Origin of the sequence: Vibrio sp. TRT 29B02 (assembly GCF_050113655.1) — a bacterium.
Classification (GTDB): Bacteria; Pseudomonadota; Gammaproteobacteria; order Enterobacterales; family Vibrionaceae; genus Vibrio.
On the sequence record NZ_JBNJOJ010000026.1, the window covers coordinates 23,371 to 34,703 of the forward strand.

At 45.7% G+C, this 11,333-nt stretch carries 11 protein-coding genes; 4 read left to right on the forward strand and 7 right to left on the reverse strand.

Annotated elements, in window-relative coordinates:
- Nucleotides 1–20: 20 nt before the first annotated feature.
- The 6 genes from aroK to pilM all read right to left on the reverse strand — a co-directional run bounded on the left by aroK (nucleotide 21) and on the right by pilM (nucleotide 4,720).
- The gene (gene aroK, locus ACQEXT_RS15585; protein WP_138971063.1) at nucleotides 21–539 is read right to left on the reverse strand and encodes a shikimate kinase AroK; all 519 of its coding nucleotides are present in this window, start codon (nucleotides 537–539) and stop codon (nucleotides 21–23) included.
- Nucleotides 540–691: 152 nt separating this feature from the next.
- On the reverse strand, nucleotides 692–2,119 hold the full coding sequence (locus ACQEXT_RS15590; protein WP_426952914.1) for a type IV pilus secretin PilQ: 1,428 nt from the start codon (nucleotides 2,117–2,119) through the stop codon (nucleotides 692–694).
- 18 nt (nucleotides 2,120–2,137) lie between these two features.
- Nucleotides 2,138–2,614, reverse strand: a complete 477-nt coding sequence (locus tag ACQEXT_RS15595) for a hypothetical protein (RefSeq protein WP_426952915.1) — start codon at nucleotides 2,612–2,614, stop codon at nucleotides 2,138–2,140.
- Nucleotides 2,604–3,191, reverse strand: coding sequence for a type 4a pilus biogenesis protein PilO (locus ACQEXT_RS15600; RefSeq protein WP_426952916.1), 588 nt, complete (start codon nucleotides 3,189–3,191; stop codon nucleotides 2,604–2,606). Before ACQEXT_RS15600 ends, ACQEXT_RS15595 begins: the two co-directional genes overlap by 11 nt.
- Complete coding sequence (locus ACQEXT_RS15605) at nucleotides 3,184–3,750, reverse strand: PilN domain-containing protein (protein WP_426952917.1); 567 nt, start codon at nucleotides 3,748–3,750, stop codon at nucleotides 3,184–3,186. Before ACQEXT_RS15605 ends, ACQEXT_RS15600 begins: the two co-directional genes overlap by 8 nt.
- A complete protein-coding gene (gene pilM / locus ACQEXT_RS15610) occupies nucleotides 3,740–4,720 on the reverse strand; it encodes a type IV pilus assembly protein PilM (protein ID WP_426952918.1) in 981 nt (326 codons plus the stop codon). The genes ACQEXT_RS15605 and pilM overlap by 11 nt, the downstream gene beginning before the upstream one ends.
- A gap of 136 nt (nucleotides 4,721–4,856) precedes the next feature.
- Between pilM and ACQEXT_RS15615 the strand changes: the two genes are divergently transcribed.
- Nucleotides 4,857–7,373, forward strand: a complete 2,517-nt coding sequence (locus ACQEXT_RS15615; RefSeq protein WP_426952919.1) for a penicillin-binding protein 1A — start codon at nucleotides 4,857–4,859, stop codon at nucleotides 7,371–7,373.
- A 55-nt stretch (nucleotides 7,374–7,428) separates the two neighbouring features.
- Here ACQEXT_RS15615 and oxyR read toward each other — a convergent pair whose 3' ends face one another.
- A complete protein-coding gene (gene oxyR / locus ACQEXT_RS15620; RefSeq protein ID WP_426952920.1) occupies nucleotides 7,429–8,325 on the reverse strand; it encodes a DNA-binding transcriptional regulator OxyR in 897 nt (298 codons plus the stop codon).
- Between the two features lie 170 nt (nucleotides 8,326–8,495).
- Here oxyR and ACQEXT_RS15625 point away from each other — a divergent pair, with 170 nt between their 5' ends.
- From ACQEXT_RS15625 to ACQEXT_RS15635, 3 genes are all read left to right on the forward strand, one after another.
- Nucleotides 8,496–9,224: a redoxin family protein gene (locus ACQEXT_RS15625; RefSeq protein WP_269378362.1), complete on the forward strand. Its 729-nt coding sequence runs from the start codon at nucleotides 8,496–8,498 to the stop codon at nucleotides 9,222–9,224.
- A gap of 182 nt (nucleotides 9,225–9,406) precedes the next feature.
- Nucleotides 9,407–10,864: a dihydrolipoyl dehydrogenase gene (locus tag ACQEXT_RS15630; protein WP_426952921.1), complete on the forward strand. Its 1,458-nt coding sequence runs from the start codon at nucleotides 9,407–9,409 to the stop codon at nucleotides 10,862–10,864.
- Nucleotides 10,865–10,980: 116 nt separating this feature from the next.
- Entirely contained in the window at nucleotides 10,981–11,235 is a 255-nt protein-coding gene (locus ACQEXT_RS15635) for a DUF3624 domain-containing protein (protein WP_426952922.1), read from the forward strand.
- Nucleotides 11,236–11,333: the final 98 nt, after the last annotated feature.

An 11,333-nucleotide genomic window follows, 5' to 3' on the forward strand; every position in this document is an offset into this window, starting at 1 on the left:
TTCTCCAGTTGCTAAAAGTCTTAACTTTCTTCTAGCATTTTTACGATCTGGTTGGCTACCACTTTTGCACTTTGATCGTCTGTACGTACTGTGTAGTCCGCAATTTCTTCGTAAAGAGGGTTACGTTCACCCGCTAGGGATTCCAACACTTCACGTGGACTATCAGTTTGTAATAATGGGCGCTTCTTGTCGCGGTTAGTACGCGCAAGTTGCTTCTCAATTGTTGTCTCTAGGTAAACAACAATACCGCGAGCAGAAAGGCGATTGCGGTTTTCTTTGCTCTTGATTGAACCACCACCTGTTGCAAGTACGATACCTTGCTCTTCAGTGAGGTCATTAATCACTTTTTCCTCGCGAACGCGGAAGCCTTCTTCACCTTCTACGTCAAATACCCAAGCGATATCTGCGCCTGTGCGTTCTTCGATGACAGTATCTGAGTCAACAAACTCCATATGAAGCTGTTGAGCTAGATGTCTACCAATTGTGCTTTTGCCGGCACCCATAGGGCCAACAAGGAAAATATTGCGTTTCTCAGCCATGTTTAGCAGTAATTTACAACGTTAATTCAATGACATCGCCACAAGAAAAGCCAGTATAGTACTAGCGATGGAAAAGCTTGTGGCACCGATTCCTCACAGATAATTCGTGATAAGACCCGAAATTATCTAGATAAGGTGCCATTAATGCAAATTTATTTTCGCACCTCAGAGAAATCTGACTCTGTGACTATGGTTGGAGTGACGAAAATCAGCAACTCGCTTTTAGCGATATTTTGGTAAGTACGACGAAACAGCGTTCCCAGAATAGGAATATCACCAAGCATAGGAACCTTATCTATAGAATCAGTCACACTGTATTGATAGATCCCTCCCAGGACGACGGTTTGACCATCGTTAACCAAAACTTGCGTCTCGAGTCTCTGAGTATTGATCGCCAGCGCTTCATTTTTCCCCGCTTTGACCACATTACCTGGCCGGTCTTGAGTCACGTTCAAATCGAGTATCAATTTATCTTCAGACAAAATCTGCGGTGTGACCTCTAAGCTCAGTACCGCCTTTTTGAATTCAACACTAACCACACCTTTATCCGATGTTTCAAAATAGGGAATTTCTGTCCCTTGCTCTATGTAGGCTGCCTGTTTATTTGTGGTCATGAGTCTCGGTCTTGATATGACCTCCGCCTTCGCTTCTGATTGCATTGCTGATAACTCAAGATCAAGTAATACATCCGAGCCTAAAGTCGCAAGCTGAAAAGCGATATTGGCGGCATTAACTGAAGTCGAACCGAGGTTGACATTCAGCATTTGGTCGAGGGTAAATTCTTCAAGTGTATTTTCCTCAATACTGCCCCCTATCACCGTGTTTCGGTTTGTGCGATCTAATCCCCATCGGACGCCCAACTCGTCCAATTGCCCTTCATCCACTGTGACAATACGAGCCTCTATCTGCACCTGCTTGAGGGGAATATCCAGTGAACGTACGATGTTTCTAACGCCTATCACATTAGGTTCTAAATCATGAATAAGTAGAGCGTTGGTGCGCTCATCAACACTCAGGGTGCCTCTCTCTGATAGATACGGGTTACGGCCACTTTCATTGTTACTTAGCATCAGTAACAAATCGGCAGCCTTAGCGTATTTGACCCAAATAACCTCCGAGATCGCCTGTTGTCGTTCCCTCTCCGATCGAGTGCTATCTAGAATCTGTTTTTCCCGCTCTTCAACTTCAGATAATGGCGCAACGATGATCACCCCATCTTCGACCCATTTCCCCAGTTGTTTTGACTTGAGAATGGTATTAAACACCTGCTGCCAAGAGACCTTAGTGAGTCGTAAACTCAGATTCCCACTAACCGAATCTGACACCACAATGTTAAAATCGCTGTGTTCCGCCAACAACTGCAATACAATTCTCACTGGAATATCTTGGAAGTTAATCGACAGTTGGTCTCCATCCACCTCTACCTCATTCCTTTGCTGGTCGCTGTATTCGTCGCGACCTGTAGACTCCAGCGCATCAGCAGTGCTATCACTTGTCCATATACATAGCATCGTGACAAGCAACCACAGTGATAGAGAGTGGATGTTGCTACTCATTTTCCTCGGCCAAGACTCACTCATAAGATACCTTCTATTTACTCAACGCAGTTTGAGAGAATGTCGAACTGACCGCCGTTCTGGTTCAGAAAGCACTTCTCGCATCACGACTGAGTCAGCCGTTATCTGCTCAACAACCATTGCTCCCGAATCGAGAGATTGCTCTGTCGTCGCACGTTTTATCTCTCCTTGAGGTGTTTGGAGAAACGCAGAGGCTGCTTTCGCACCAATGATGGTGCCTTTGAGTAACCAGTTGTTGAGCGGACAATCAATCGTGGGCTGGCACGTTGATAATTGGTTCTCGACGCTCTTGTTTTGAGTCTGAATCTCGATGACTGGCAGCTCAAACGGATCTCGAACCGCCCGTTTAGCACTAAGACCTTGTGCATCCCTAGCCAATAATACAGATACCGATGCCTCAGTAAGATAATCCATCTTAGATGCCACGAGTTCTTGCTTGGCTAGGCATCCTTTTGCCATCAAGCCAACCACTAAGGCAGAGAGAACCTTAGTCTTCATTGTTCTCTCCAATCAACAACTGATAAAGATAGACCCGCAGTCGGAGTTTCAATGGCGAACTTGCCTCTGCGCTATTTTGCCAATGAACCTCTTCAACGACGATCACTTGAGGGAGTTGAGCGAGAGCGCGGATAAATGCTCCGATATCAAAATAGCGCCCACTCAGCTCAATATTAATAAGCTGGCGATAGAATAATCGGTCCGTGTCTTGCTTTTGCACTTCGATACGAGTGAATGTCAGGTTTCGCTCTACACCAAGCTGGTTTATTTCAACCACCACATCGGTGATATCGGGTTGAGACAAGAAGGGAGCCGAGATCTGCCTCTTTTGTTCCAGTGCTAGACGGTAGTTCGCTTTAATATCTGCCAATTCAGCAAGTTTCACCAAACTCTCATCAATCAGCAATTGCAGTTGTTGTTGCTGTTTTTCAGTGACGACGACTTGGGCTAGTTTTGGGGTTAGATACCATTGATAACCAATACCCTGTATAAACACGAAAAAGAGTAGAGTGATGAGTAGTTGGTAACGCAATGGCCATTGTGACCATTGTTCAATGTTGAAAGTTAGCTTAGCCATTTGGAAGCCCCTCACTGCCATCTAGCGAAAATGAGAGCTCCGCTTTGTGGTAAAGAAGGCCAGAAAAGTAACTGTCATTGGTTATCGAATGAATTCGGATCTGTTGGCACCGTAGGCAATTTTCGAGTGAGTCTAGTAGTGCTCTGATATTGGCGATCTCTCTGCTGATCGCCACCATTTCAATCTTATTCCCCACCATCTGAAGGCTAACGAGATACACACGTAACGGGATATAGACAGGAAGTGATTCAATAAACTGAACAACGCTGTCGGTTCGTTGCTTCAGCTCAGCTAATGCTTCATGATGCCCACGGACGTTGTTCAGCTCTCGCCGCACATTGTCCAACTCTCCTTGTTGCTGTTTTGTCTGTGCTAACTCTGAGTTCAATAATGCCAAGTGAGATAGCTTGATATCAATTTGGTGATCAATATAGATACCCGCCCAACCTTGAATAGCAAGAGCCACCATAACACCTGAGTTAACTAACCACTTCAAGCGCTGCTTTTTTTGGTGCCTGCGCCATTCTCTCCAAGGAAGTAAATTAACGTTATACAGCACTCTTCGACTCCAACCAGCTAACACCTCGCAAGGCCGCTCCGGTGGCGATCGCAAATGCCCCTCCCTCTAACTCACTTCTTTGCACGCGACAAGACGACCACTCTAGTAGTTCAAAGGGATCAAGTACCTGACATTCTAGCTTTAAGTAAATGTGTAGCCATTTAGAGAGTTTTGACAGCTGCCCTGCCTCTCCGCATAACCAAACTCCCTGAATGTTGACATTGTAGATGGATGCAATGAGCTGAATTTGTCGTTTTAGCTTCTCGACTAATCCTTGCGCGAATGCCTTGAACTGGCACTGTGATAAGGTCGGCTTATGCTTATCTTCATTGCCGACATGAATATCCTTGCAATAAGGAGCATGAAGAGGAAAATCAATACACACTGTCGATAGATGCCGATCGATATTGATGAGCATCCAGTCATTGCGACCTAACTGACTCGCCGCCAGTTGCCAAACTCGGGCTAGGCTGTGTGAACGAAGGTCTATCAGCAGCGGCGACATTCCTGCGGCTCGCAGCACTTCAATTCGATTATTCACGACACCCTTTTTGGTCGCGAAAACTTGAAACAATCGAAATTGATCGGTGTTTTGCTCCTCCAGCTCAACGTAATCTAAGCACAACTCCTCTACAGGAAAGGGGGACTGAGACGAAAATGCATCGAGAAGAGCAAATTCTATTTCATGCCGACTAGTGGCACTATCTATCTGTAATACTTTACTTATTACTGAATTATCAGCGAGAGTAAGTGCTACTTTGCGACTAATTCTTGGTAAAGTCTTCCTTAGTTCTTTGAGTTTCTTTACAATTTTCTGATAATTTAACATGTGGTTATCAGAGAAAATGCCAGCTTCAATCGGTAACTCTTGGTAACCTACCAGTGCGTATCTGCCCTTGTATGGTTTAAGTACGACCACTTTTATACTGTGGTGGCCGATATCAATACCTGAAACTACTGATTTACCCATGCTGCTAATGCCTTATAGTTGCTAAGCTCTTATGCGTAAGTGAATGGTTCAATAAGCACATAAATGATTGAGCTAACTGTTAGCTTAAAATACAAGGGTTTGCATATAGTGAACCCAATTATTCAGGGAATCTCCGGTGAAGTTCATAAAGCGTTTGTTTATTTTCACACTGATTTGCATATTTCTTGGAATCGGAACTATTTTCGGTTTCTATTTATATGTCAAACCCGAGCTACCAGATGTAGCCACCCTAAAAGACGTTAAACTGCAAACTCCGATGCAGGTATTTAGTCAAGATGGCAAACTGATCTCTCAGTTCGGCGAAAAACGTCGCATACCTGTCGCCTATGACGACATTCCCCAACATCTTATTGAAGCGCTTATCGCAACCGAAGATAGCCGTTTCTATGACCACCCAGGTATTGACCCAATTGGTATTACTCGAGCGGCGGTTGTGGTGGCACTTTCTGGCTCAGCGAAACAAGGTGCGAGTACCATTACGCAGCAGCTAGCGCGTAACTTCTTCCTCTCCAACGAGAAGAAGATAATGCGTAAAATCAAAGAGATATTCATTGCCATCCATATTGAACAGCTTCTAAGCAAAGAAGAGATCATGGAGCTGTACGTCAACAAGATTTTCTTAGGCTACCGTTCATATGGCTTTGGTGCCGCTGCACAAACCTATTTTGGCAAAGAGCTTAAAGATTTAAGCCTAAGTGAGATTGCCATTTTAGCGGGCATGCCTAAAGCTCCGTCGACAATGAACCCAATTTACTCATTAGAACGTGCCACTCATCGACGCAATGTTGTTTTACTTCGAATGCTCGATGAAAAATACATCACGCAAGATGAGTACGACCAAGCTCGTGAAGAACCGATCATGTCTCAATACCATGGCGCTGAAATTGAACTAAGTGCACCTTATGTAGCTGAACTTGCTCGTGCTTGGATGGTTGCACGTTACGGTGAAGACGAGGCATACACCTCTGGTATGAAGATCTACACCACGGTCGATTCTAAACTGCAAGCCGCAGCAAACGACTCTGCGATTAACAACCTACTCGCTTATGATGAGCGTCACGGCTACCGCGGTGCTGAGAAAGTATTGTGGAAAGAAGACCAAGCCGCGTTTGAACAAGCCCAAATAGATAAAACTCTCAACGATGTACCAAGCTACGGTGAACTCATCCCTGCTGTTGTCACTAAGGTTGAAAACAAACAAGCAACCATCTCAGTAAAAGGACAAGGCATTCAAACCTTAACTTGGGATAACATCAAATGGGCACGTAAGTTCCTAACGGATGACCGCCAAGGTCAGTCACCATCAAACGCAAAAGAAGTGCTCAAAGCTGGTGAACAAATCTGGGTACGCCAAGTCAAGATCACCTCAGATAACGACGAAGCAACATTTGCATGGCATCTCAGTCAGGTTCCAAATGCCAACACGGCTTTCGTTGCTATGAATCCTGAAAATGGCGCTGTACTTTCTCTGGTGGGTGGCTTCAACTTTGTCCACAACAAATTTAACCGTGCGACACAATCGGTACGTCAGGTAGGTTCAAGTATTAAACCATTTATCTACTCTGCCGCGATCGATAAAGGAATGACCCTAGCATCGCTGGTCAATGACGCACCGATTAACCAATGGGATCAAAGTCAGGGAACAGCGTGGCGTCCTAAGAACTCACCACCAACCTACATTGGCCCAACTCGTCTGCGTATTGGTTTAGCTCAATCGAAAAACGTGATGGCAGTGCGCGTGCTGCGTGAAGTCGGCCTTGATGAGACCCGTGAGTACCTAACGCGTTTTGGTTTTGAACTTGATCAGTTACCACGATCAGAAACAATTGCACTCGGCGCAGGCAGCTTAACGCCAATCAAAATGGCGCAAGGCTATTCTGTTTTCGCCAACGGTGGTTACTATGTGGAACCTTTCTATATTAGTCGCGTAGAAGGACCATTTGGAGACCTAGAATTTGAAGCCACACCTAAAACCATCTGCCGTCAGGGCTGTGAGTCAGCGCAAAGCATTAGCGGCCAATTTGCTGAGCAAGACGTGACTGAACAACAGACACCCCAGTATGCACCTCAAGTTATTTCTGAGCAGACTGCATTCTTAATGCGCGAAATGATGTACAGCAATATTTGGGGTGGCGGTAACTGGCGTGACGGTACTGGCTGGAACGGCACAGGCTGGCGAGCTCAATCGTTAGAACGTCGTGATATAGGGGGCAAAACCGGTACCACAAACGACTCTAAAGATGCTTGGTACAACGGCTATGGCCCAGGTATGGTTGCAATCGCTTGGGTTGGGTTTGATGACCACAATCGTAATCTAGGGACAACCAAGCCAAACAGCAACTTGGATAAAAATCAGATTTCAGGTGCAGAAGCAGGAGCCAAAACCGCTCAGCCAGCATGGGTAGACTTTATGCACACCGCTTTAGTTGGGGTACCTGAACAAGCGAAAGTCATCCCTGAAAACATTGTCCGTGTTCGCATCGACAGAGACTCAGGTCTACTTACCAATAAGTTTGATTCAAGCTCCATGTTCGAATATTTCCTTGAAGGAACAGAACCAACTGAGTTTGTCACCAATGAGCTCTCAAACAGCATCTATACCTCAGAAAATGGTGGTGAAGAGCTGTTCTAACCAATAAAAAAGAGGTTGATGTGCAGACATCAACCTCTTTTTTTATCTCAGTATTCTACGCCTGCGATTGCGCTAACTGATGTGCGATGGCTTCAGCAAGCTGCTCGAAACGAGCTCTTAAGGGAGACCCTGGTCGGTAAGCCAACACGATACTACGCGAAGGCACAGGATTGATCGCCTTAACGTAGCAAACGCCATCCTTCTGCTTCTCTTTTGGCAATGACAGCTCAGGCAAGAGTGTAATTCCCGCGCCTGCGGCAACCATGTTTCTCAGAGTTTCCAAACTGGTTGCTTTAAAGCGCTCGTCATCTTTCGCACCTGCGGCAAAACAAAAGCCCAAGGCCTGATCACGTAGACAGTGGCCATCACCCAATGCCAGCACAGTTTTGCCATTGAGTTCCAACATATCAAGTTCATCAAGATCAGCCCATTCATGGCCACAAGGAACAGCGACACTCAGTGGCTCATTGTAGATCTCAATCTCCTTGAAAGGCGCCGTTTCTGTCACAGCCGCCAGAACAAGACAGTCAAGTTTGCCATCCTCTAGCTGGCGCACCAATTGATGCGTTTGAGCCTCATGGAGAAACAGTTCTAAATCCGGAAAACGCTCTTTTAGCATAGGGACGATTTTAGGCAGCAGATAAGGTCCGACTGTCGGAATAAAACCGATATGCATTGGCCCGACCATCTCACCAGCTTGACCACTGGCCATATCTCTAAAGGTTTTCACCTCTGCGAGAATTCGCTTTGCTTGGTCAACCAATTGTAACCCCGCGTCGGTAAACAGTACCCTGCGGCTGCTTCTTTCCAGTAGGGCCGCTCCTAATTCATCTTCTAGTTTGCGGATCTGACCACTCAACGTAGGTTGACTGACGAAACACGCCTCAGCAGCTTTACGAAAATGTTTGTGCTCAGCGAGCGCGACTAAATACTCAAAATCTCGAATATTCATAATTGGTTGTTTCCCCATCCTAGTAGATAGAAATTATCTATCAAAACCATAGCATTAAACGATTAGAGCTATCAAAGGATTTTTTTAATAATAGCTTCATCGAAACGGAGCACAGTGAAAGCACTGATAAGACTTACCACCAAATTACATAAAATCAAAAGGAAACAAATATGTTTGCATCTAAAGAAGGTCAAAACGTACCACAAGTTACTTTCCCAACCCGTCAAGGTGATGCATGGGTTAACGTAACCACTGATGAGCTATTTAAAGGTAAGACTGTATTAGTATTCAGCCTACCTGGTGCGTTTACTCCGACTTGTTCATCAAGCCACCTACCTCGTTACAATGAGTTGTTCCCTGTATTCAAAGAGCATGGTGTTGATGAAATCCTATGTGTATCGGTCAATGACACATTCGTTATGAACGCATGGAAACAGGATCAGGAAGCAGAAAATATTACCTTCATTCCTGACGGTAACGGTGAGTTCACAGACGGTATGGGTATGCTAGTTGACAAAAACGACCTTGGCTTCGGCAAACGTTCATGGCGCTACAGCATGCTGGTTAAAGATGGCGTAGTAGAAAAAATGTTCATCGAACCAAACGAACCAGGTGACCCGTTCAAAGTCTCTGACGCTGACACAATGCTTGCGTACATCGCTCCTGACTACAAAACACAAGAATCTATCACTGTGTTTACTAAACCAGGCTGCCCATTCTGTGCGAAAGCGAAACAAAACCTGATTGACCACGGTCTTCAGTATGAAGAAGTGGTTTTGGGTAAAGATGCGACAACAGTAAGTCTACGTGCAGTCACTGGCCGCTCTACAGTTCCTCAAGTTTTCATCGGTGGTAAACACATCGGTGGCAGCGAAGAGCTAGAAGCTTACCTAGGCTAATAAAACCCTCAGTCTCCCGTGCCACTGCGGTGCGGGGGACACCTAAATTCTACTCCTCCCCAGTCTTGATAAGTCGTTGTCTCAGGGCAGTCCCACGACTTATCCAGATTGATACAAACATAGATTCAAATCCTCAAGCTTTCTCACTCGAAAACGCTTGGAGTAAACAGCGAGACCCAATTATGAAACAGTTAAATGTCGATGTTGCCGTTATTGGTGGTGGTACAGCAGGTTTAGGCGCATACCGCGCAGCAAAAGCACATACAAACAGCGTTGTGATGATTGAAGGCGGCCCATACGGCACCACTTGTGCTCGCGTAGGTTGTATGCCTTCGAAGCTATTGATTGCTGCGGCTGAAAGCGTTCACCAAATCGAAAAAGCACCAGGTTTTGGTGTTCATCCTCAAGGCGAAATCGTGATTAACGGCCGCGAAGTAATGGATCGTGTAAAACGTGAACGTGACCGTTTTGTAGGCTTTGTACTGGAAGGTGTCGATGAGATCCCAGCAGAAGACAAGATTGCTGGTTACGCAAAATTTATCGACAACAACACCTTGATGGTGGATGACCATACTCAGATCCACGCGAAACGTATTGTTATCGCGACGGGCTCACGTCCAGCATACCCTGCGGTTTGGAACGAACTCGGGGATCGTCTCATCATTAATGACGATGTGTTTGACTGGGATGATCTTCCTCAAGCTGTTGCTGTATTTGGCCCTGGTGTTATTGGTCTTGAACTTGGACAAGCGCTGCATCGTTTAGGTGTCAACGTGAAGCTGTTTGGTCTTGGTGGTCAAGTAGGCCCAATCACAGACCCTGAAGTCATGGCTTACGCAGATAAAGCTTTCAAGCAAGAGTTTTACTTGGATGCGGACGTTAAAATCGAAAGCATGAAGCGTATTGACGGCACAGACAAAGTTGAAATTCTCTTTATTAATCAAGATGGTGAATTGGAAAGCTTTATCGTTGACTATGTATTGGCAGCCACTGGACGTCGACCAAACGTTGATAAACTAGGCTTGGAGAATACCACTCTAGAGCTGGATGAGCGCGGCGTTCCAACCGCTGAATATTACACGCTGCAAACGTCAGTAGAGAGCATCTTTATTGCTGGAGATGCCAGCAACCAAATTCCATTGCTGCACGAAGCAGCAGATCAAGCGCGTATCGCAGGGGATAACGCAGGTCGTTTCCCAGATATTCGTGCAGGCCTGCGTCGTTCACCAATATCAGCCGTCTTCTCTGACCCGCAAATCGCAATGGTTGGTGAGACCTATAAGCAGCTAACCACACGTTTAGGTAATTGTGGCTGTTTCGCGACGGGTGAAGTTTCATTTGAAAACCAAGGTCGATCTCGCGTTATGTTACGCAATAAAGGCATCCTTCACGTATACGGAGAACAGGGTACTGGTCGCTTCCTCGGTGCTGAGATGATGGGACCGAATGCAGAGCACCTAGCTCACCTGCTAGCCTGGGCACACCAGAATAAAATGACTGTGTCTGAGATGTTAGATATGCCTTTCTATCATCCGGTGATCGAAGAGGGTGTACGCACAGCCTTACGTGACCTAAACGCTAAACTACATCTAGGTCCAGAGATGATCAAACACTGTCTAGATTGCGGCCCAGGCTGCTAATCCAAAATCGAAAGCGAGCCTAAATGGCTCGCTTTTTTGTATCTGGTTGTGGAATAGCACGTTCTCTCTGGGTTAGGATATAAACCACTCAATACGCTCACTAATAAGCCACCAGCATGACATGCCAGTATTGTAAAAACAGCCAATGGTTTTGGAAAAAACTTGGCCGCTGCCAAAGATGTCTCGATCAACTCTCTGTGCTTTCTGTTTTATGTTGGATTGTATGGTGGTTTGCGTTTAAAGATAACCCGAAAACTATCGAATCGATCGCGCTTATTTTGGCTGGTTTTGCTTTCAACGGTCTACTCTTCCTGCACCTTTGGATGCGCTTTGTGATCCTTCCATGGCGAAAACGCAATGGCGAAGAGTAGCACCATAACAGCGAAGTGCTCGAGCCAATCAAATTTAGCGAGACGCTAAAAAAGAAAAAGCCCCAAAACCAATATCTGGTTTGGGGCCTTCTTAGATT

Bases quoted from the DNA above. Each gene is read 5' to 3' on its own strand.
- aroK (WP_138971063.1), bottom strand. From the start codon at position 539: ATGGCTGAGAAACGCAATATTTTCCTTGTTGGCCCTATGGGTGCCGGC.
- ACQEXT_RS15595 (WP_426952915.1), bottom strand. From the start codon at position 2,614: ATGAAGACTAAGGTTCTCTCTGCCTTAGTGGTTGGCTTGATGGCAAAA.
- ACQEXT_RS15625 (WP_269378362.1), top strand. From the start codon at position 8,496: ATGTTTGCATCTAAAGAAGGTCAAAACGTACCACAAGTTACTTTCCCA.
- ACQEXT_RS15630 (WP_426952921.1), top strand. From the start codon at position 9,407: ATGAAACAGTTAAATGTCGATGTTGCCGTTATTGGTGGTGGTACAGCA.
- pilM (WP_426952918.1), bottom strand. From the start codon at position 4,720: ATGGGTAAATCAGTAGTTTCAGGTATTGATATCGGCCACCACAGTATA.
- ACQEXT_RS15600 (WP_426952916.1), bottom strand. From the start codon at position 3,191: ATGGCTAAGCTAACTTTCAACATTGAACAATGGTCACAATGGCCATTG.
- ACQEXT_RS15635 (WP_426952922.1), top strand. From the start codon at position 10,981: ATGACATGCCAGTATTGTAAAAACAGCCAATGGTTTTGGAAAAAACTT.
- oxyR (WP_426952920.1), bottom strand. From the start codon at position 8,325: ATGAATATTCGAGATTTTGAGTATTTAGTCGCGCTCGCTGAGCACAAA.
- ACQEXT_RS15590 (WP_426952914.1), bottom strand. From the start codon at position 2,119: ATGAGTGAGTCTTGGCCGAGGAAAATGAGTAGCAACATCCACTCTCTA.